The organism is Glutamicibacter sp. NPDC127525, assembly GCF_042672105.1.
Lineage (GTDB): Bacteria > Actinomycetota > Actinomycetes > Actinomycetales > Micrococcaceae > Glutamicibacter.
In genome coordinates this window covers 333,042-353,594 of record NZ_JBHXVN010000005.1, presented here as the reverse complement: position 1 = coordinate 353,594, position 20,553 = coordinate 333,042, and the positions used below count along the sequence as shown (strand labels likewise).

Here is a 20,553-nt window from a genome sequence, read left to right as displayed (position 1 = left end):
TTCTTGGTGGGATGGGTGCCGGCCCTTGGGGGCTGGGCCGGCACCCGGGGGTATTCCTGGTTTGGGGTACCAGGAAGGTCTTAGCCGTGGTTGTGCGAATGGGCTCCGGGCCCGGTCAAGACGGGGCTGTCCACCAGGATTTCCACGGTTCCCTTGCCGCCATCCACCCGAAGGCGGTCGCCGGTCTTGATGGTGGTCGATGCGCTGCCGGTACCGGTCACGGCTGGCAGGTCGTATTCACGGCAAACGATCGCCGCGTGGGACATCATGCCGCCGATGTCGGTGACCGTTGCCTTGATCTTGCCGAAGATCGGTCCCCAGCTCGGCGCAGTGATCGGCGCCACCAGGATTTCGCCCGGCTGGATCTGGCCCAGGTCGTCGGCGTGCATGATCACCCGTGCCACGCCCTCGACAGCGCCTGGCGAGGCGGCCATGCCCTTGAGGACGTTTTCCTGGGCATCCTCGTCATTGCCCAGCCACGACTGCACCTGTTCGGTGGTGATGCCCCACAGCATGCGGGTGAATGGCTCGGTGATCGATTCCGGCGGGGTGTTCAGTGCCGGTGCCGGGCGTGCGGTCTTCAGCGCGTCGACGATCTGGCGGCGCTTGGCGATCTTCTTCGGCAGGGCTACCGCGGCGATAGGCTCGCCGGCGCCGATGCCGAAGGAGGTGACCAGATCGAAGATGACATCGCGCAACTCGTTGCGGCCCAGGTAGAGCAGGTCTTCGGGATCCTCGAAGACCCCGGCATCGGCCATCATCCGCGAAAGCTCGCGGATCTTGCGCCAGAAGACGCCCATGGTCCAGTGCTCGATGTAGAAGTTGTGGTTCTCCACATAGGGGTAGGCAGTAGCAGCCAGCGAGCGCTTGGCCTCGAAGACCTCGGCGGTCTCGGAATCCAGCAGGTCGCTGTATTCCTCGACGATGCGTTCCTTCTCGGCAATCAGCTTTTCGGTGGGACGCAGGATCTGCGCGCCTTCCTCAACGCGGCGGATGTAGTCGGCGATGAAGCTCAGCGGGATCTGCGGGTGCTCGTTCCAGTACTTGTCATGGCCGTAGAAGCCGTTGCCGATGGTGAAGTTGAACCATGGCTCGTGGGCTGCTTCCCACTGGGCGATCCAGCGCTCGCCACCCGGGGCCGCGGCGATGGCCGCCAGGGTGGCCTGCGGGTCATCGGTGTTGGAGAAGAGACCCGAGAGCTTGAGCTCGACGGCCAGCAGGGCCAGCGACTTGAGCTCGTCATCGGGCTTGAACAGCTCCATGTCCACGCCCTGCACCATGGTGGCGATGGACTGGTCGGGGATGTTCGGGAAGACTTCCTTGCAGAAGTTGAAGAAGTCCAGGTAGGCGATGTAGCCCAGGTTCAGGAACTCGAAGTGGTACTGCCAATTCTGGTAGGTGAGCGAGATCAGCCGGTCGTAGTTATCCAGCAGGATCTGCGAGCCGTCCTTGCCCACGCCGTTCTCGATGTCCTGGAACGGAACAATTTCAGGCAGCGGGTCGAAGCGCAGTTCTTCCATGTCCGCGATGGTGCCCTTGACCTTCTCGTGCCAGGCCGCCAGCTTGTTTTCCCAGTCGCCGAAGTAGTGGCCGATGCGCGCCTCGAATTCCGGGACGCGGGCCGCGATCTGGTCCTCGGGCACCGGTATCGGGGACATGTACAGGTAGCCTAAGTGCACGCGGAAGTCGATGCCGTTGGCATTCGGGATCATCAGGTGGCGGGCGTTGTACTGGCCCAGGCACTTGACCGCGAATTCGCCGCCAATGGTCTCGAAGGGCTTGAAGACCGTTGGCCAGTGCGAGGAGTCGCAGAACCAGAACTTGGCATCTTCTTGTTCCTTAAGCTCGTCTTGGAACACCAGGTAGTACGGGTAGATCTCTTCCCATCCTTCGGCACCTGCTGGTACCGGCAAATCGGATGGCTTGGGGAACGACTTCATTGTCATGGTCATGCACCCTTTCAAGGGGTAAGGGAAAGCGCGGGTGGAAAACTTCAGTGCGTGCTAGCCGCTGATCCTGGTCAGCGATGCGGTGATGGAGCCGAATCCCGGGGAGGATGAGTAGCCGGTGCTCTTGGGCTTGGCTTCGGTGGCCTTGGCCGAGTGGACCGTTTCCGGCCGGGACTGCAAAAGCAGCAGGTTTTCGCCGTCGGGCAGATCCGCGTCGATCGCCCATTCGATATCCTGCGGCGCCTTGTAGTGCTTCTCGGCGCGCTTGGCCAGCTGGGCCACGGCGGCCAGCTCGTTGTCGGAGAGGCAACGCACGTTGCGTCGTGCTTCCTCGACTTCGCGTTCCACCAGGGTGTTGGTGGCCGCATCGGGGACCATCTCGGCATGCTTGTCGCCGACATGCTCATGGATCACGGCCAAGGTGACCTTGTCCAGCTGGATGTTATCCGGGGTGACGGTGCCCGAGACGACCATTTCGCCAACTCCCCAGGATGCGTCCACGGTGATCTTGGAGCGGTCGCCGTTGGTCGGATCCAGGGTCATGGCCACGCCTGCGGTCTTGGCATTGACCATCTTCTGCACGACCACCGCCATGCACAATCCTTCATCGGGGATCTCGTTCTTGATGCGGTAGATGATCGCACGGGTGGTGTACAGCGACGCGAAGCATGCGCGGATGTGCTCTGCGACCTGGGGGTAGCCGTTCAGCCAGAGGTAGGTGTCCTGCTGTCCGGCGAAAGAAGCATCGGGCAGGTCCTCCGCGGTGGCCGAGGAACGCACCGCCAGCGGCACTTCGCTTTCAAAGCGGGACTGCAGCTGCGCGTAGGCCTCCTTGGTTGCGTTGCCCAGCTCGGCGGGAACCGGACGGGAGAGGATGATTTCGCGGATGGCCGCGCTGGCGGCGTCCGCCGCCTGGACATCCTCCGGGTCCAGGCCCTTGAGCTGCTGAGCAATCGCCTCGGAGAGCCCGGAGTGCATGAAGGTGCGGAAGGCCTGGGTGTTGACCACGAATCCCGGGGGCACCGGCATGCCCGCGGCGGTCATGGTGACCAGGGAAGCCCCCTTGCCGCCCAGGGAGTCGAGGGTCGGCGCCTTGCCGCCGTCGAAGAACTCAATGAATTCGTTGCTGCTCATCTCTAGGCCTCTTTCAGCGAATCGGGATCCGCGTTCAGCGTGACATTCACGAAGTCCGGGACGCGGAAGGAAATGTTCTTGCGGAAGGTGATGGAATCCCCGTCCACCAGTTCGAGCTGCGGCAGTGCGCTGGTCAGTTCTTCCAGCGCGATCTTCGCCTGCAGCTTCGCGAGCATATTGCCCAGGCAGTAGTGGATGCCGAAACCGAAGGACAGGTGGTCGCGGGCGTTGGCACGGGTGATATCGAAGTCCTCGCCGTTCTCGAAGCGGGCCTCGTCGCGGTTGGCCGAGCCCATCAGCAGCAGGATCTCTGCGCCCTGCGGGATCTGCACGCCGGCGATTTCGGTGTCCGCCAGGGCCTTGCGGCGCCAGCCGACAATGGAGCCGGAGTAGCGCAGCACCTCGTCGATGGCCTTGGGGATCTGCTTCGGTTCGGCGACGAGCGCTTCCCACGCGTCGTGGTGCTCAAGCAGCACGCGCACGCAGTTGGAGATCAGCGTCGTGGTGGTCTCATGGCCGGCGAAAAGCAGCGAGTAGAGCAGCGAGGCGATTTCGTGGTCGGAAATCTCTGCGCCTTCGCGCTGCGCCTTGACCAGATCGGTGGTGAGGCTGTCGCGCCCGGTTCCATGGGCTTCGGCGACCAGCTTCTGGCATTCGTCCCAGTATTCGACGAGGTTGTGGGCGTGCGGGATCTGCTCCTCGTCGCTCAAGTCCCCCCAGGTCATGGCCGCGCGGGAGTCGCTCCAGCGCTTGTAGGTGTCGACCTTGGAGATATCTGCGCCGATCAGGGTCACGATGGTGATGGTCGGCAGCGAGTAGGCCAGGTCGGTAACGATTTCCGCGTGGCCCTCGCCGCGGGCGAGCATTTGCTCGATGGCGCTGCGCACGTTCTGGCGGATCATTGGCTCCAGGGCCTTGAAGCGCCTGGGGGTGAACGCCTTTTGCGCAATCGCGCGGATGCGGGTGTGCTCCGGCGGGCGGCGGGCGGAGAGTCCGGAGTAGGTGGTGAATCCGCCCTCGTCCATGATCCTGGCAGCCTGCGGGCCGCGCTTGCGGACCGGGGCCTGCGCATTCTCCGAGGAGAAGGTCTCCCAGTCCTCGAAGACGGCCTTCACATCGTCATAGCGGGTCAGAACGTACAGGCCGGTTCGCTCGTCGAACATGACCGGCTGTTCGCTGCGCATCTTCGCGTAGGACGGGAAGGGATTCTCCATCGCAAACGGCTCGTACCCGTGATGGCCTGCCGGCGCTTCGGCGCCGAAGCCCATGGGGCATCCGCCCGAGATGGCTGGGGTGCTCGTCATGGAACTGCTCCTTGGGAAATCGATGATGCACGGTGTTTCCCGTGCCGCATTCACTAACCCAAGTGTTACCCACGCCACACCCCAAGCAAAGACTGGTCTTCCATCCAGTGGAAGCTGTCTTTCTCCGGGCCCTTATCCTTCTTCCGAGAGGTCTTCCTCGGGAACATTCATGTCGGGGCCGGATATGATGCCCAGCAATGTTTCCAGCGGAATATGCACGGTCGCGGCTTCCAGGCGCTGGGAGGTTCCATGGAGCACCGGCAGGAAGCGGTCCATGTTCGCGGCGTGGGAGGTCGGAATGACCAGCCCGATGGAGCAGCCCAACCGGCCGGTATGGAATACCGGCACCGCTATCGACGAGGTACCCAGCCGGACTTCCTCATTGGTGGTGGCATAGCCGTTCTCACGGACCCGGCCCAGCTCCTCGCGCAGCTGCTTTGCGGAGCTGCGGGTATGCGCGGTCATCTTCTGCAGCGGCAGTTCCAGGTACGCGTCGGCAACCCAGGGTTCGGAGAATGCCAGGATGACCTTGCCCACGGCGGTCGCGTGCAGCGGCAGGCGTCCGCCAACGCGCGAGGCCCGTGCAATGCGCTTGGTGCCATAGACGCGGTCGATATACAGCGTCATGTTCCCATCCCGGATGGCCAGCTGGCTGGTCTCACCGGTCAACGAGAACAGGTCCTGCACATAGGGCCGGGCCGTATCGCGAAGTTGCCGGCCGGTGTTCTGGGCTATCGCCCACAGCCGCAGGCCCAGCTGGATGCCGCCGTTGGCCGAGCGGCTGAGCATCCCGGACTCGACAAGCTCGCCAACCAGGCGGTGGGTGGTGGATAGCGGCAGGTCCGCCGCCACGGAGATCTCGGTCAGGCTCAGCGATCTCCTGGTCGTTTCGAATGCGGCCAGGATCGCCAGGATCTTCGATGTGACGCTGCGCCCTGGCTGCGAACTGCCACCGGCCATTGATGCCTCCTGTAGGAAATCTGCTCATGCCCCTCGTTGCACGTGCCGCCAAGGCCCACACTAGTCCCCTTGGCCCGATGCGCCATGGCCCCGGCGGTCCAGGGCGCCTGGCCGCCGGGGGAAGTGGCAGCTACCGGCCGTCGAGCAAGAGCCGCTGCGGCAGCATGTTGGCACGCTCCACCGCGATGAATCCGCTGGCCATGCTTCGGGCCTGCTCGGTAGAGAGATGTCCGGCAACCCGCGATTCCACCAGCGTGAAAGCCTGGCTGCGGGTCAGGCCGAACCAGTCCATGATGGTATCCAGCCCATGGCCGGTCAGCCTCCATAGCTTGTCCGCGTCCTTGACCAAGGAATCCTCGATGCTGGTGGATTCCTTGCGGGAGTCGTGGCCGTCGATGATGAATACGATGCGCTCGATATCCGCCGATGCCACGCCCTGGCCCGCCAGCAGCCGCCTGGCCAGCTTGGCGCCTTCCTTTTCATGCTGCAGCACCAGCTCGGCATTGCCCGCACCCGGTGCGATCGCGCCCAGCACGAGGGCCGGATCCACGGCAGACCAGCCGATATCGTGCAGCAGCATGGCCGGCAGCACGATATTGGCATCGGCTTGCGGGTGATGGCCCAGCAGCTGCTGGGCCAAGGACACCGAATACAGGGTGTGCGCATCATTGCTCCGGACCGCGAGAAGCTGCTTGGCGTCCTCCCACAGCTTGTCCAGCAGCGGGTACTGCTCGAACAGGGCAGGTCCGGCGCTCCCGATCCTGTTCGAGACATCGCGCCCGTAGTGATTCGCAGCGGGTTCTAGTTTGGTCATGGGCACATGATCCCACCGCTTGCCCGCAGGCAGAAGGCTCCGCATCCACTCAGTGGAAGCCGCAGAACTTTCATCCGCAGATGCAGAACAGCCCTGCCCCCGTTGCGGAGGCAGGGCTGCGGCTGCGCTTTACTAGACGATCGCTTCCACGATCGGCATGTTGCCGTTGTAGAAGTTCACGGTGGAGCGGCGTGCTGCATTATTGGCCACCACATGGGTGATCACTTCGGCGACGTTCTCGCGCGAGGTCTGCGATGCCTCGCCTTCAACGTCCGCTCCGCTCACCTTGCCCGCCTTGTCAGCCAGCACCACGCGCTGGCTGGCCGGTTCCAGGGTCAGCGCCCCCGGGCCCAGGATCGTGTAGTCCAGCTCCGTGCCGCGCAAGTACGCGTCGGCGTCGTGCTTGGCCTTGGCATAGGTGTAGAACGAGTTGGCCGGATCCAGGCTGTTCACATCCACCAGGGCGCGGCTGTAGGAGACCATCACGAAGCGGTCCACGCCGGCCTGCTTGGCGGCCTGCATGGAACGCACCGCGGCGTCATAGTCCACAGCGCGGGTGCGATGCTCGTTGCCGCCACCGGCACCTGCGGAGAAGACGATGGCGCTGGCACCGGAAAAGGCCTGGGCCAACTGATCCACGCCAGCGCTTTCGATGTCGATGACTACTGGGGTGGCGCCCGTGGCGCTGATGTCGGCTGCATGCTCCGGGTTGCGGATCAGCGAGTTGACCGCGTAGCCGCGCCCAACCAGCTTGGGCGCTGCCAGCAGGGCAACCTTCCCATGTCCGCCAATGAGAACTACTCGATTTTCTTCAGCCATGAACTGCTCCTTCTGATCGATGCTCGTATTCGGCACAACAAGGCCTGCCACGAGCCTATTCCCGGCGAGCCCCGGCGACGACTTTCTGAGTGCCAGCTTGATAGCGGTCATTTCGGCTGGCAATGGGCGTACGCTCGGGTTCATAGAATTCGCACTCGACCCAGGATGAAGCTCATGAAGCAGAGAACCTTGAACTTGGAACTGAGCAATGACCAATTCGCGGACCTGGCCAATGCGCTGGAGGACCACCGGGACTATTTCAAGAAACGCGCCGATGAAGCAACGCTCGGCTTCGGGCTCGATACCGGCTACTGGCAGTCCCGTGCTGCCGAAGTCGAAGAGCTGCTCCAACTAGTCCTCAGCTCCGCCAAGCACGATCAGCATTAGCCCCGCCCCTTCCCCACCCAAGGAGCCAGCATTTTGCCCGCCGGAATTTTCACCATTGGACATTCGGCACGATCCATCGAAGATTTCCTCGCACTGCTAACGCAGTACGGAATCACGAATGTTGTGGATGTCCGCAAACTGGCCGGCTCCCGCAAATTCCCGCAGTTCAATGCGGATGCCTTGGAAGCCTCCTTGAGCACGGCGGGAATCAGCCTGCACCGCGAGGAAGCGCTGACCGGCAGGCGTCCTGTGAGCCGAAGCGTCGATTTCGCAGTCAACGCATGGTGGACGAACCGCAGCTTCCATAATTACGCCGACCATGCCCTCGGGGACGATTTCCTGCAGGCGCTCCAGCGGTTGCAGGCGCGGGCCGCCGGCCAGAAGACCGCGATCATGTGCGCCGAAGCCGTATGGTGGCGTTGCCATCGCAGGATCATTGCTGATCATCTGCTGGCCCGCGGTGCCGAGGTATTCCACATCATCGATGGGCATCCGGCCAAACCTGCCGAGCTGAGCCCGGGCGCGGTGATCGACCAGCAGTCGCGGATGACCTACCCGGCAGCCTGATACCGGCGCGCAAAACGGGCATCAATGGCAGCATCTGCGCCATGGCTCGGCTCATGCAATGAGCTGGAGGTGCAATTCATTACGCTGCCTGACGCAGCTTCCTCCATGCCTTCGGACACTAATTAAACAAGGCCGATGATCGTTATTTCTCCCTGAAATAGCCCAGTCAGCTGGGGCAAGCCTCATCAAGAGCCGCATTTGCGGACGGTTCCGGCCTTCAATTCGCGCATTTGGGTGACCTAGCTAACATAAGAGCCGTTTGGCTTAATTCGCTCAGATAAGGCTAAGCTAATTATCAGATCACTCAATAGCGCAACCAACGCCGGTTGCTGTCCGAAGAAGGAATACATGTCCTCCATGAAGCTTCGCGCTGCCGCACTGCTGAGCATCGCCGCACTGTCCCTGACCGCTTGCGGTTCCGCTACCGATACGGCAGCTGAGGCCAAGGCTGGCGACACCAAGACCGTCACCATCACCGACAATGAAGGTGAGAAGAAGATCGAGGTTCCCGCGAAGTCTGTCGTTGCCACCGACAACCGCACCTTCGAGACCTTGGATTCCTGGGGCATCAAGCTCACCGCAGGCGCTGTCTCGCTGATGCCGGATACCATCTCCTACACCAAGGACGAGAACATCCTGGACTTGGGCAGCCATAAGGAACCGAACCTGGAATCGGTGGTCACCGTCGACCCTGACCTGATCATCAACGGCCAGCGCTACACCCAGCACGCCGCGAAGTTCAAGGAACTGGCTCCGGAAGCCGCCATCATTTCGCTGGACCCACGCGAAGGCGAGCCATTTGACACCGAACTGGAACGCCAGGTCACCACCCTGGGCGAGATCTTCGGCAAGCAGGCCGAGGCCAAAAAGCTCGTTGAGGACTTCGAAGCCGCCGAGAAGCGCGTCACCGATGCCTACGACAAGGACCAGACCGTCATGGGCCTGATCGCCTCGGGCGGCGAGCTGGGCTACTCGGCTCCTACCACCGGCCGCACCGTCGGCCCGATGTTCGACTTCCTGGGCCTGACCCCGGCGCTGAAGCTCGACGAATCCTCCACCGACCACGAGGGCGACGACGTTTCGGTCGAAGCCATCGCCAAGTCCAACCCGGACTGGATCATCGTCATGGACCGCGATGCAGCGGTTGAAGCCGACGGTGCGGACTACCAGCCGGCAAAGGACCTGCTGGAGAAGTCCGAGGCGCTGCAGAATGTCACCGCCTCGAAGGAATCCCAGGTTGTCGTCATGCCTGCTGACACCTACACCAACGAGAGCATCCAGACCTACACCGAGTTCCTGAATACTTTCGCTGACGCGCTGGAAGCTGCCAAGTAGCATTCCGGACACCCCAGCCAGCTAGTGGCGAAGCCGTATTCCGGCTTCGCCACTAGAGCTGTTTTCCCACCACTTATTTCCACGGCGGCATAATGACAAGCACGACCTCCCCGGCCCGGACCAAGAGCAAGGTCCTTTCCGGAAAACTCGCATTGGGCATCCTCGGGGTGCTGGTGCTGCTGGCGTTCTCCCTGTTCACCGGCGTCTACGACATCTTCGGCAAGGACGACGGCGCGATGATGTTCGCCGTCACCCGCATTCCGCGCACCATTGCACTGGTACTGGCCGGAGCGGCCATGGCCATGAGCGGATTGGTGATGCAGCTGCTGACCCAGAACCGCTTCGTGGAGCCGACCACCACCGGCACCACCGAATGGGCGGGCCTGGGCCTGCTGACCATGCTGGTGCTCTTCCCCAGCGCGTCGCTGCTGGCCAAGATGAGCGTCGCGATTGTCTTCGCCTTCATCGGCACCATGATCTTCTTCCTGTTCTTGCAGCGCATTTCGCTCAAGGCCTCGCTGACCGTGCCGATCGTGGGCATCATGCTCGGTTCCGTGGTCGGCGCCTTCTCCACCTTCTTCGCGCTGTCCACCGACAAGCTGCAGTCCATGGGCATCTGGCTGGCTGGTTCCTTCACCTCGGTGATCCGCGGGCAGTACGAGGTGCTGTGGATCGTGGCCATCGTCGCCATTGCCATCTACATCGTGGCCGACCGCTTCACCGTAGCAGGGCTCGGCGAGGAAATCGCCACCAACGTCGGGCTGAACTACCGCCAGGTGATGCTGCTGGGCACCGCGCTGATCGCGGTCGCTACCGGCGTGGTCACCGTGGTCATCGGCAACCTGCCATTCCTCGGCCTGATCGTGCCGAATATCGTCTCGATGGTCCGCGGTGACGACCTGCGCAGCAACCTGCCCTGGGTCTGCCTGCTGGGCATCGCGATCACCACGGTGTGCGACCTGATCGGCCGCACCATCATCATGCCGTTCGAGGTCCCGGTCTCCCTGATCCTGGGCGTACTCGGCGCGGCCGTCTTCATCTTCCTGCTTCTGAGGCAGCGTAAAGTTGGCTAATCTCATGACTCATCCCGCTTTGGGCATCCACCACTCCGCCCGTTCTGCCGGGCCGCTGCCCACCAAGAAGGTCCGCAAGCGATACTGGATCACCCTGTCCATCATGATCGGGCTGGCCCTGTTCTTCGGGATCGGCCTGCTCGCCTGGGATAACCCCATGCCATTTGGCTCCGACGGATTCTGGATCATCGCCAAGCTGCGCGCCAGCAACATCCTGACCATGGTGATCGTGGCCGCCTGCCAGTCCATCGCCACGGTGGCTTTCCAAACGGTGACCAACAACCGCATCATCACCCCGTCGATCATGGGCTTCGAAGCCTTGTACCGGGTGGTGCAGACCGGTGCGATCTTCGTGCTGGGCGTTGCCGGGGTGACCTTCTTCACCGGTGTCAGCCAGTTCGTCCTGCAAGTGGCGATCATGGTGGGCCTCTCGGTGGCCCTGTACGGCTGGCTGCTTTCGGGCAAGCTGGGCAACATCCAGATCATGCTGCTGGTGGGCATCATCATCGGCACCGGGCTGGGCTCGATCTCGACCTTCATGCAGCGCCTGCTGACCCCGAGCGAATTCGATGTTCTCACCGCACGCCTGTTCGGCTCGATGGCCAACGCCGACATGAGCTACATGCCCGTGGCCATCCCGCTGGTGGCCATTGCCGGCGGCTACCTGGTGCTGTCCTCGAAGAAGATGAACATCCTGGCCCTGGGCAAGGAAACCACCATTAATCTGGGGATCAACCACCGCCGCGAAGTCATGAAGACCTTGTTCTTCGTATCGATTCTCATGGCGGTCACCACCGCACTGGTGGGCCCGCTGACCTTCCTCGGCTTCTTGGTGGCCACCTTGGCCTACCAGCTGGCGGACACCTACGACCATCGCTACATCTACCCGATGTCCTTCCTCATCGGCTTCGTGGTCCTGGCCGGCGCCTACTTCGTCATGAAGAACATCTTCTACGCAGAAGGCGTGGTCGGCATCATCATCGAAGCCGTCGGCGGCATTACATTCCTGATCTTCATCCTGCGAAAGGGCCGGCTGTGATTACCCTCAATTCCGTCAGCAAGAAGTACAGCTCCACGGTCTCCATCGGCCCGGTCAGCTTGGAAATCCCCACCGGCGGCATCACCGCCCTGGTAGGCCCGAACGGCGCCGGCAAGTCCACCATGCTCACCATGGTCGGGCGCCTGCTGGGCATCGACCAGGGTTCCATCGAGGTCTCCGGCTACGACGTATCCAAGACCAACTCGAAGGATCTGGCCAAGATCGTCTCGATCCTGCGCCAGGAAAACCACTTCGTGACCCGCCTGACCGTGCGCCAGCTGGTGGGCTTCGGCCGCTACCCGCACTCCAAGGGCCGGTTGACCCAGGCCGATGAAGAGATCATCTCGCGCTCCATCGACTTCCTGGACCTGGGCGAATTGGAAAGCCGCTACCTCGATGAGCTCTCCGGAGGCCAGCGCCAGCGCGCCTACGTGGCCATGGTCCTGGCCCAGGACACCGACACGGTGCTGCTCGATGAGCCGTTGAACAACCTGGACATGAAGCACTCGGTAGTGATGATGCAACACCTGCAGCGCGCTGCCCGCGAGCTGAACCGCACCATCGTGATCGTGCTGCACGACATCAATTTCGCCGGCCACTACGCCGACTACATCTGCGCAATGAAGCACGGCAAGGTCGTGCAATTCGGTTCCCCGGAGCAGATCATGCGCGACGACGTTCTCAGCGAAGTCTTCGAGACCCCGGTTACAGTGATCCCCGGCCCCAACGGGCCGTTGGCCGTGTACTACTGACCCCAGGGACTGCGGGAGATCCCGCATGGCCCCGGCTCCGGTCGCCGCGTTGCGGAAGCTGCCGTGCGCCTTGCCTCAGCAATCCGCCTGCTGCGCATCGGAGGCGAAGTCCCGATAGGCATGGGCCACTCGGGCTAGATAGCTGGAGATGGCCAGGCGCTCGGGGCCGGAAAACCCCGCAGAAGCGTCGTTAAGCGCCGCGACCAAAGGGGCAAGCTCGGTGCGGACGCGATTCGTTGCCCAGGCCGTGGGCATGAGCCTGAACCGGCGGCGGTCGCGCTCATCCCTGATCCGCTCGACATGCCCCGCGGCCACCAGGCGGTCAATCACCTCCGTTGTCGAGGAGCGGGTGATGGCCAAGCGTTCCCCGAGCTCCCCGGGGCTCAGCGCGGTGGCAGAGAGCGCAATATATTCAATGGCAAGGGCATCCGTGGCATTCATCGCCATCCTGCGGGCCAGCTCCGCGCTGGCGGCGCCAAATGCGTCCTGGAGTTCCCGCAGGGCAGCGGCGGACAGTTCATGGTTGTGGTTGGGATCAAGGCTCACCTAGTGATTCTAACCCAAATTATGCTACGGTTGCCGTACTACTTCCCTTCATGAAAGATGCCATGCCTTCGCCCGCCTCCAATACCCCTGACCGAGATGCCACGCCGCCGGGAACACCCAAAAAGCTCTCTCGGCGCAGGGTGTGGACCATCATCCTCATCTCCGTTTCAATCCTCATCCTCGGCGCCCTGGCAGCCTCGATCGCCTGGGTTTCGTCAAGCTTTCCTGCAGACGCGCAGCGGCTGGAAGGCGTGCAATCAGACGAGGATCTGACCTACGAGGACCTCGGCAACGCCATCAAGCTCCAGCCGGCCCAGGAGCCAACCGGGCAAGGCCTGATCTTCTTCCCCGGCGCCAAGGTCGAGCCCCCGGCCTACGCATCAGTGCTCTCCGAAGCGGCTGAAAACGGAGTGACTGTCCTCATTACCAAGCCGCCGCTGAATCTCGCGATGCTCCACCTTGGAAGTCTCGACGACATCATGGATTTGGCGCCTGAAGTCGATTCTTGGGCTGTCGGAGGCCACAGCATGGGAGGAGTCAAGGCCTGCGAATACGCAGACGACCAGCGGGTGGCAAAGCTGCTGCTCTTCGCCTCGTACTGCGCGTCCACTGAGGTGCAAGACCATCGAGGCCTCGATGTGCTGGCCCTCTACGGCGGCCGGGACGAAGTCATCAATAGGCAAAAAGTCGAAGGCTTCGAAAACCAGTTCTCGGAGAATGCCAACAGCGCCACCCTGAATGGCGTGACCCACGCGCAGTTCGGCGACTACGGCCTCCAGCCAGGTGATGGCACGGCGTTGGTTTCACTATCCGAAGCCCAGCAGCTGATCTCCGGACGTTTCCTCCCCTTCCTCCTAGACCGGTAGAAGATCCATGTCGAATCGGCCTTCCTCCGCCACCCCCGTGACGAATCACGCATCCCTGGCGCGCAGGTACCGCTTGCCCACCCGTCTGGACTGCAAAGTCACCGTGCTTGCCTGGTGCTCCTTCGTGGCCCAAGTCCTCGTTATCGCAACCGGAGGCGCCGTGCGCCTCACCTCCTCTGGCCTCGGCTGCCCCACCTGGCCCTTGTGCACCCCGGAATCACTCGTGAACACCCCTGAAATGGGCATCCACGGGTTGATCGAATTCGGGAACAGGACCCTGACCGGGCTGGTTGGCGGGCTCGCTCTTGCCGTGCTCCTATGCGTCTTCCAGCTCAGGGCACAACGCAAGGACCTGTACATCCTGGCCAGCTCGGTACTTGTCGGCATCATGGCCCAGGCGCTGGTCGGAGGAATCACCGTCCTCACCGGGCTAAATCCGTTCATCGTCGGATTCCATTATCTGGCGTCGCTCACCCTGGTCTGCCTCAGCGCGCTTTTCGTGGACCGGCTGGGATCGGGAGTGAGAAACCCCGCGAGTCTTGCCTCCCCGCGATGGCTGAAGAAAAGCCTGTGGGCCACTTCCACCCTCACCGCAGTGACGGTCATCCTCGGTGTGCTCACTACCGGAGCCGGGCCTCATTCAGGGGACGCGGCGGCAGGAAGGAATGGATTCAATGCGGTAATTCTCCAGCATGTCCATGCCTGGCCCAGCTACCTGCTCATCGTGATGACGTTGATACTGGCCCTGGTGCTGCACTCGAAGAAGCATGAATCATGGAAGCGGGCGGCTCTGCTGGTAGCCATCCAGGCACTGCAAGCAGCCTTGGGTATTTTCCAGGCCAGAAACGGCTTGCCCGAACTGGCGGTCGGGTTCCACATGGTTCTGGCATCTCTTCTGGCTGCCGCCACGGCTGTCATGTTCGTACGCACCCAGGGGTACCTGAGCTCGCCGCAGCAACGGGCCTAGCGGCACCCCGGCGGCCCGATGGCCCCGCGGAGCCACCAGAGCAGGGCGAGCCGGTCCCGCTGGCGTACGGGGCACGCAGCTGCCGTGGAGATCATTGCCCTGTGGGCGCGTTGCCAGCCCGGAATCCCGTGGCAGGCATCCTATTCTTCGGGCGGCATCTGCCCGTCCCAGTCCTGGGGCTGGCCGATGAGATCCTGCCGGCTTTCGGGCGCATCCAGGCGCTGCGCAGTCAAGTCCCGCGGCACCAGGTTGAACCCCTGCCAGTGCACTTCCATGGGAGACTGCTCCTCGTCGCGGGGCACGTGGTGGTATCCCACCGCGACACAGGACACCAGGTCATCGAGCTTCTCATCTTCCTGTTCCTGGACATAGTCCAGCACTCCCCGCCCGCAGCCGCCGCGGTTATAGGTGGCGAATACCTGGCATTCATCCGCACTGGTGAAGGCCACATCGTAGCCGACGCTGTCATCGCCATCGTCGGAGTGCTCGTAGTTGCGCTGGTCGTCGATGAAGGTGAAGCTGTCGGCATTCCCCATGCTGATTTCGTAGGACATTTCATGCCCGTCCTCGTTGAGCATCTGTGGCGCCGAGATCTTCCACCAGAGCTTGTCGGTCCACTGGGCAGTGGCCGGTGCGGAGATCGTCGAGTACTTGCCCTCCACGATGGGCGAGTGCTCGCCGTCCTTGCCGGTGGGCTTGGAATCGTACTGCTGGACCTTCTGCCCGGTGTCCCCGCCCAGCGCCAAGCTCAACCAGCGCCCTTTCCATGCATGGGCCAATTTGCCCGAAGGCTGGACGCTGATCACCGACGCACAGGCCAGCGCCGGCCAGCTCGCGCCATTCAAGGAAGCGAACGTGGAGATTATTCTCGCGGGCTAAACCCGGGAAAGCCGCTGCGCATGGCACTCAAATCTCCCTCTATCTAACCTGCCTCTGTATCGCACAGAGTGCGATACAACGGCATTTTTTGGTCATTCGTCTCGGCGCCAATGCCTCATCGCGCGCACGTAAAATCTTTGTCGCCTCGCTCCAAGCAGCGCCGCCAAAAATACTTTTCGCTCGTAATAGTGAAATCTGTAAGCAATGCTTCAAACAACTGCATACTTTGTTCAATCTCTAAAATTAGCGCGCCGAACTACTGATATTGAGCTTCCAGCGCAAGATAAAACTACAGAATTGCGAGCACATAGGCCTCTATTCCCAGTAAATTAAGCAACTCTACAATCCCATGCATTTTATGTACGTAGACTTCATATGTGATGCAAATTATGGTTTTTCGTAGCCGGCTGACGACGAAACCGGACCGAGTGACCGGGAGCGAAAACCGCGGCACCACGAGATGCAGGAATCACGATGAACATACAAGCCGAATGGATGCGCGGAGGAACGAGCAAGTGCTGGGTCTTCGAATCCGAGCACCTGGACAACATGGCCACCAGCCTCGATGAATTACTGCCGAAGGTCTTCGGCAGTCCGGATTCGCGACAGATCGACGGCGTCGGCGGAGCCACCTCAACCACCAGCAAGGCAGTCATCCTGCACCGTTCCGACGATGCCGAGGTAGATGTTGAATTCACCTTCGCCCAGGTAGGCATCGAAGAAGCCACCGTGGATTGGGGAAGTAATTGCGGCAACTGCTCGGCAGTGGTCGGCCTCTACGCCATCGAACAGGGATGGGTTGCTCCCAACTCTGACATAACCCGTGTCATCACCCGCAATACCAATACCGGGCAGATCATCATCCAACGCGTGGATACGCCAGGTGGCGCACTGCCTATCGTTCCCCAAGCGCAGATGCCCGGCGTTGCAACCGCCGGTTACAAGGTCGGCCTCGGGTTCCGCGACCCGGCAGGAAAAACCACCGGCAGCCTGCTGCCAACGTCGAATCCGACGGACATCCTCATCGCCGCTGACCGCGCGTGGACCGTATCATTGATCGATGCTGGAGCCCCGGTGGTGGTTTTGCGCGCAGAAGAGCTCGGCCTTGACCCCGCCAACTATGATTCATGGATGGCCGCCGTCGACTCGCAACTGAATATCTTAGACCAGGTGCGCCGCGAAGCCGCGGTGCGCATGGGCCTGGCCGCGACCCCCGAGCAGGCCGCCCGGGCTATCCCCAAACTTGCTATCGCCGCCGCACCCCAGGATGATCAGAGCGATGCCAGCGTCATGATGCTGTCCATGGGCAAGCCCCACCCTGCGCTGGCCATCACCGGCAGCGTCGCGCTGACCCTCGGCGCGCAAACCCCGGGCACGGTCCTGGGCGAGATCACCGGCGGCGAGCCACGAGCCACATTGCGCCTGCGCACCCCTGCCGGCGTCATCGAAACCTGGAGCGAAGAACGCGAAGGATCGACGTACGTCGGAGTGGATCGCACCGCCCGCTCCATCGCCAGCTCCACCATTCACCTCCCCGAGTCCCTCGGCAGCGTTGCCGGGACCGATCTAGCAAGCGCCAGTCACTAAGGAGTCAGACCATGTCTAAAACTGAGCTCGACGTTGCGCCAGTGACCGATCGCGAAGACGTTGAATTTAATACCGTTGATCCACGCCGCCAAAAGCATCGGAGCCTCCGAAACATCTTGATTGTTGCGGCTGTCGCCGCCATAGTTGCACTGATTGCCTTGCTGGTTGGACCGTCAATGACCGGCTCTTCAGCCCCCACCGATCCGGGTAGTGGCCTGACTTTTGAGCAGATCATCCCGCTAGTGGTCCTAGTCCTGATGTTCATCATCGCCACCAAGTGGCCGGTCAATATCGGCGTCATGGGCCTGGTTTCCTCCTTCGGCATCGGCTACTTCATGCTGGGCATGGATGACAAGGAAATCCTTGCGGACTTCCCGGCGAGTATTGTGCTGACCATCATCGGCGTCACGTATTTCTTCTCCATGGCCCAGCACAATGGCACCATCGATATCATCGTGCGCAACTGCGTGCGTATGGTTCGAGGCAAGACCATGTTGCTTCCTTGGGTGTTTTTCCTGGTCGCCGCGGCGCTGACTTCGCTGGGCACCTTCTCCCCTGCCGCCGTCGCCTTGCTGGCACCGGCAGCCATCGGTTTTGCCTACGAGTCGCGAATCCACCCGTTGCTCATGGGTGCCTTCATCATCAATGGCGCGCATGCCGGCGGCTTCTCGCCGCTGTCGGTCTCCGGTGTCCTGGTCCATGACATCGCCATGGAAAATGGCTTCCCGATCTCGGCCAATGCACTGTTTGTCGCCAGCTTCGCGATCAACCTGATCCTGTCGATCCTTACCGTGATCGTCTTCGCCTTAATGGGCAAGCTGCGCACCGCCAAAGGCGAGGCCTATGCAGAAGCCGAGGATACCCGCTCCACCCGTCCGCAAGGACAGCAGATCTACACGCTGGTGCTCATTGGCGTCATGCTCTTCTGCGCCTTGGTCCTGCGCCTGCCCATCGGCTTCGTCGCCTTGAGCGCAGGCCTGCTCCTGGCCCTGCTAAACATCAAGGACCAGCAGAAGTTCGTTGCCGGCATCTCCTGGTCCACCGTCCTGCTGGTGGCTGGCATGATCACCTATGTATCATTGCTGACCCATATCGGAGTCATCGACACCTTGGCCCACATGGCGCTGGCGCTGGGTGCGCCGATCTTGATCGCTTTGGTTCTGTGCTATGTGATCGGCATCGGCTCGGCTTTCGCCTCGTCGACGGCGCTGCTTGCGGCTTTCATTCCGCTAGCCGGCCCGTTGCTATCCGTCAGCTCGCTGAGCGTCTCCGGCACCGTGGCGGCGATCGCGATCTCGGCCACCGTGGTTGATGTTTCCCCATTCTCCACCGCTGGCGCCTTGGTCGTGGCCAATGTAAAGGAAAGCGACCGCACCCGCACCTACAAGCAGCTGATGATGTACGCAGGTGCCGTGGTGCTGATCGCACCGGCATTGTCCTGGCTGCTGCTGGTGCCAACCGGCATCATGTAAGCATTCCACCAAGTACAACTGTGGGCGGGATCCGAAAAGGATCCCGCCCACAGTTGTACGTTCTAGCGGCGCTTGCCGGTCACCAGTCCCCAGACGATCAAGACGATCAAGGAACCGCCGATAGCTAGCAACCAGGTGGACAGCGACCAGAATTTGTCAACGCCAACACTGAAAATGGCCGACCCGATCCAACCACCAAGCAGTGCACCCACAACGCCCAGCAACAGAGTTGCCAGCCAACCTCCGCCCTGCTTTCCGGGCTTGATGGCCTTGGCGATCGCACCGGCAATGAGCCCAAGGATGATCCAACCAAAAATTCCCATTTATTCTTACTCCCCAAGTGATGTGGCACGATCAGCGTGCCGCAAGTGATTATTTCTTGCTATTCAGTGCCGGCTCAGATGAGCACGGCCTTATTCGAATCCTGCTTTTCCGGCTTCTGGAAGCTGAACGAGATGTGCTTGCGGGAGAAAGGCACCCCCAGCACCATTTCAAGGTCAGGTACCACGCGGCCATTGACCAGCTCGATCCCTCGATTCGCCGGAGCGTCGGCGCGCAGGGTGAATCGCGCATAAAGCACGGGTTCAGCTGCATTGCCGCCAATTCGAACGTTCGCATCCACGATTTCCGGTTGCGTTCGAGCGGCCGTTTCCGCGGCTTTGGCTATTACCGAAGTCTCGATCTCGCTGACTCCTTCGCTGCTCGATTCGTATCTGAATTCATGCGCCGATGGGCGGCGCGGAATGGCAGTGATCAGCACCGCCAGCGAGAGCACGATGCCGGCAATTCCGAGCGCGAGTCCCAGTGGCAGCAGGTACTGCTGATCGATCGGCAGGCTGCTGGCAATCCGGGCTTGGCCGAGGCCAGCGCCTTGGCCAAGCCCCCACCAGACTGCTGCGAGGCCCGAGGCACCGGCCGCCAGCAGGACCAAACCGAAGATCGCCAGAATAAGTCGTTGGCGCACCACATGCGTTCTGAACATTTCTAGTTTCCCCCTCGGCGTTGCACTGAGACCTTGACCTTGGGAGCGCGTTGCAATGGCAACCCGTCGATCACGCGCTGCGCCCGCGCCTGCGCGTTTTCCCGCACGCGCTGAACCGAGTGGGCTGGAGTCTGCACGGTAACCTGGACCAGGGCCGGGCTGGTTTTCACGCTCGCGCGGGTCACCGAATCGGTTCGCTCGACCTCATGCCCCACCAAGGTTGATATTCCACGGCATGAGATTGCCTGTTCCGACCCCGCTGAAGGATCATCGGTATTCAGCAGGATGCTCTGCCGGGGCCCTGGAATGAGCGCGCTGAGCAACAGCAGCAGACCGAGCACCGCAAGAACCACCATGGCGATCACTGCCAGGTTGTCATTGAAGCGCAAGTTGCTGACCGCGTTAATGCCCTGCTGGGCAAAACCGGGCCATTGTCCGCTGGTCAAACGCAGCAGGCAGGATAGCGCCAGGAGAATGCTCGTGGCCAACACGAGGATGAAGCTGATCATCAAGGCCAGGGTGCGGGCACTGCGAACGTGCCAGAACCTGCTCATCGCAGCCTCCAGTTGCTAGTTCCTTCATCCGGCGTTGACATCCAGCTCACCCGTATATCGGTTTGCACCTGCTCAACGCCCAGATACTTGCGCAGATCAGCCGCAACCATGTTCCGCACGTCTTCGCAGGCTTGCTGGACATTGCTCGGATAGCTCAATCCAAGGTCCAAATCGACCACCACTGCACTTCCAAGCACCTCGGCCTTGGCCTTGGGCCGGCTGTCAAAATCCTTGTACTTCCCCAACCCCAGGATCCCACCCGCGGCAGAGCCAACAACTGGCACCTTATAGGCTGCTTGGGCAGCGATTTTTGAATAGACGGCCGTGTTCACCGTGGTGCTTCCACGGCTAGAGGACAGCTCTGCCATCTGCTTCACCGCCGACGTTTGCTGAACACTTGGCCGAGGTCAACCCTGTCCTGCAAAAGCCATCCGACTCCAGCGCCGATGATGGCGAAGAATGCCACCACCACGAACTGCGTGAATGATCCGAAGGCAATCAGCAATCCGGCTAGGCAGCCGATGGCCAAACCCCACTTGACGTGTAACATGTTCTGCTCCTTAGATG

The 20,553-nt window shown here is 61.8% G+C and carries 24 protein-coding genes; 11 read left to right on the top strand and 13 right to left on the bottom strand.

Translation table 11 applies throughout. From position 1 onward, the window contains the following. Window positions 1–80 precede the first annotated feature (80 nt). The 6 genes from ACFVHU_RS14055 to ACFVHU_RS14030 all read right to left on the bottom strand — a co-directional run bounded on the left by ACFVHU_RS14055 (window position 81) and on the right by ACFVHU_RS14030 (window position 6,980). On the bottom strand, window positions 81–1,946 hold the full coding sequence (locus tag ACFVHU_RS14055; protein ID WP_388024896.1) for a PEP-utilizing enzyme: 1,866 nt from the start codon (window positions 1,944–1,946) through the stop codon (window positions 81–83). A gap of 57 nt (window positions 1,947–2,003) precedes the next feature. Next, complete coding sequence (locus ACFVHU_RS14050) at window positions 2,004–3,083, bottom strand: PEP/pyruvate-binding domain-containing protein (protein WP_388024894.1); 1,080 nt, start codon at window positions 3,081–3,083, stop codon at window positions 2,004–2,006. Window positions 3,084–3,085: 2 nt separating this feature from the next. Beyond that, on the bottom strand, window positions 3,086–4,387 hold the full coding sequence (locus ACFVHU_RS14045) for a cytochrome P450 (protein WP_388024893.1): 1,302 nt from the start codon (window positions 4,385–4,387) through the stop codon (window positions 3,086–3,088). A gap of 132 nt (window positions 4,388–4,519) precedes the next feature. Continuing rightward, window positions 4,520–5,347 carry an IclR family transcriptional regulator gene (locus ACFVHU_RS14040; RefSeq protein ID WP_388024892.1) on the bottom strand — a complete coding sequence of 276 codons (828 nt, stop codon included), beginning with the start codon at window positions 5,345–5,347 and terminating at the stop codon, window positions 4,520–4,522. 130 nt (window positions 5,348–5,477) lie between these two features. Further along, complete coding sequence (locus ACFVHU_RS14035; protein WP_388024890.1) at window positions 5,478–6,161, bottom strand: HD domain-containing protein; 684 nt, start codon at window positions 6,159–6,161, stop codon at window positions 5,478–5,480. A gap of 132 nt (window positions 6,162–6,293) precedes the next feature. After that, on the bottom strand, window positions 6,294–6,980 hold the full coding sequence (locus ACFVHU_RS14030; RefSeq protein ID WP_388024889.1) for an SDR family oxidoreductase: 687 nt from the start codon (window positions 6,978–6,980) through the stop codon (window positions 6,294–6,296). Between the two features lie 174 nt (window positions 6,981–7,154). Here ACFVHU_RS14030 and ACFVHU_RS14025 point away from each other — a divergent pair, with 174 nt between their 5' ends. The 6 genes from ACFVHU_RS14025 (at window position 7,155) to ACFVHU_RS14000 (ending at window position 12,133) form a co-directional block, all read left to right on the top strand. Continuing rightward, window positions 7,155–7,367: a hypothetical protein gene (locus tag ACFVHU_RS14025; RefSeq protein WP_105656406.1), complete on the top strand. Its 213-nt coding sequence runs from the start codon at window positions 7,155–7,157 to the stop codon at window positions 7,365–7,367. A 33-nt stretch (window positions 7,368–7,400) separates the two neighbouring features. Then, a complete protein-coding gene (locus ACFVHU_RS14020; protein ID WP_388024887.1) occupies window positions 7,401–7,934 on the top strand; it encodes a DUF488 family protein in 534 nt (177 codons plus the stop codon). 348 nt (window positions 7,935–8,282) lie between these two features. Next, entirely contained in the window at window positions 8,283–9,269 is a 987-nt protein-coding gene (locus ACFVHU_RS14015) for a siderophore ABC transporter substrate-binding protein (RefSeq protein WP_388024885.1), read from the top strand. Window positions 9,270–9,361: 92 nt separating this feature from the next. Then, window positions 9,362–10,342 (top strand): ABC transporter permease, encoded by a 981-nt coding sequence (locus tag ACFVHU_RS14010; RefSeq protein WP_388024883.1) that lies wholly within the window; start codon window positions 9,362–9,364, stop codon window positions 10,340–10,342. A gap of 4 nt (window positions 10,343–10,346) precedes the next feature. Next, entirely contained in the window at window positions 10,347–11,381 is a 1,035-nt protein-coding gene (locus ACFVHU_RS14005) for an iron chelate uptake ABC transporter family permease subunit (protein WP_105656410.1), read from the top strand. Next, window positions 11,378–12,133, top strand: coding sequence for an ABC transporter ATP-binding protein (locus ACFVHU_RS14000; RefSeq protein ID WP_388024881.1), 756 nt, complete (start codon window positions 11,378–11,380; stop codon window positions 12,131–12,133). Before ACFVHU_RS14005 ends, ACFVHU_RS14000 begins: the two co-directional genes overlap by 4 nt. A gap of 75 nt (window positions 12,134–12,208) precedes the next feature. Here the strand turns inward: ACFVHU_RS14000 and ACFVHU_RS13995 are convergent, their stop codons facing one another. Then, window positions 12,209–12,679, bottom strand: coding sequence for a MarR family transcriptional regulator (locus ACFVHU_RS13995; protein ID WP_388024879.1), 471 nt, complete (start codon window positions 12,677–12,679; stop codon window positions 12,209–12,211). 50 nt (window positions 12,680–12,729) lie between these two features. Between ACFVHU_RS13995 and ACFVHU_RS13990 the strand changes: the two genes are divergently transcribed. Further along, complete coding sequence (locus tag ACFVHU_RS13990) at window positions 12,730–13,545, top strand: alpha/beta hydrolase (RefSeq protein WP_388024878.1); 816 nt, start codon at window positions 12,730–12,732, stop codon at window positions 13,543–13,545. Window positions 13,546–13,582: 37 nt separating this feature from the next. Next, window positions 13,583–14,512, top strand: coding sequence for a heme A synthase (locus ACFVHU_RS13985; RefSeq protein WP_388024877.1), 930 nt, complete (start codon window positions 13,583–13,585; stop codon window positions 14,510–14,512). A gap of 140 nt (window positions 14,513–14,652) precedes the next feature. Here ACFVHU_RS13985 and ACFVHU_RS13980 read toward each other — a convergent pair whose 3' ends face one another. Continuing rightward, window positions 14,653–15,264: a hypothetical protein gene (locus ACFVHU_RS13980; RefSeq protein WP_388024875.1), complete on the bottom strand. Its 612-nt coding sequence runs from the start codon at window positions 15,262–15,264 to the stop codon at window positions 14,653–14,655. Here ACFVHU_RS13980 and ACFVHU_RS13975 point away from each other — a divergent pair. From ACFVHU_RS13975 to ACFVHU_RS13965, 3 genes are all read left to right on the top strand, one after another. Beyond that, entirely contained in the window at window positions 15,239–15,391 is a 153-nt protein-coding gene (locus tag ACFVHU_RS13975) for a hypothetical protein (protein WP_388024874.1), read from the top strand. The two genes, ACFVHU_RS13980 and ACFVHU_RS13975, sit on opposite strands and share 26 nt — an antisense overlap. A gap of 474 nt (window positions 15,392–15,865) precedes the next feature. Beyond that, a complete protein-coding gene (locus tag ACFVHU_RS13970) occupies window positions 15,866–16,978 on the top strand; it encodes a PrpF domain-containing protein (RefSeq protein WP_388024873.1) in 1,113 nt (370 codons plus the stop codon). Window positions 16,979–17,154: 176 nt separating this feature from the next. Beyond that, complete coding sequence (locus tag ACFVHU_RS13965; RefSeq protein ID WP_388024928.1) at window positions 17,155–18,450, top strand: SLC13 family permease; 1,296 nt, start codon at window positions 17,155–17,157, stop codon at window positions 18,448–18,450. A gap of 62 nt (window positions 18,451–18,512) precedes the next feature. Here ACFVHU_RS13965 and ACFVHU_RS13960 read toward each other — a convergent pair whose 3' ends face one another. From ACFVHU_RS13960 to ACFVHU_RS13940, 5 genes are all read right to left on the bottom strand, one after another. Further along, a complete protein-coding gene (locus ACFVHU_RS13960) occupies window positions 18,513–18,773 on the bottom strand; it encodes a GlsB/YeaQ/YmgE family stress response membrane protein (RefSeq protein ID WP_172511761.1) in 261 nt (86 codons plus the stop codon). Window positions 18,774–18,847: 74 nt separating this feature from the next. Continuing rightward, window positions 18,848–19,432 carry a hypothetical protein gene (locus ACFVHU_RS13955; protein ID WP_105656415.1) on the bottom strand — a complete coding sequence of 195 codons (585 nt, stop codon included), beginning with the start codon at window positions 19,430–19,432 and terminating at the stop codon, window positions 18,848–18,850. A 2-nt stretch (window positions 19,433–19,434) separates the two neighbouring features. After that, a complete protein-coding gene (locus ACFVHU_RS13950) occupies window positions 19,435–19,986 on the bottom strand; it encodes a DUF6286 domain-containing protein (protein ID WP_388024872.1) in 552 nt (183 codons plus the stop codon). Further along, window positions 19,983–20,354 (bottom strand): Asp23/Gls24 family envelope stress response protein, encoded by a 372-nt coding sequence (locus tag ACFVHU_RS13945; protein WP_388024926.1) that lies wholly within the window; start codon window positions 20,352–20,354, stop codon window positions 19,983–19,985. Before ACFVHU_RS13945 ends, ACFVHU_RS13950 begins: the two co-directional genes overlap by 4 nt. Window positions 20,355–20,359: 5 nt before the next feature. Continuing rightward, window positions 20,360–20,536, bottom strand: coding sequence for a hypothetical protein (locus ACFVHU_RS13940; RefSeq protein ID WP_181148776.1), 177 nt, complete (start codon window positions 20,534–20,536; stop codon window positions 20,360–20,362). Window positions 20,537–20,553: the final 17 nt, after the last annotated feature.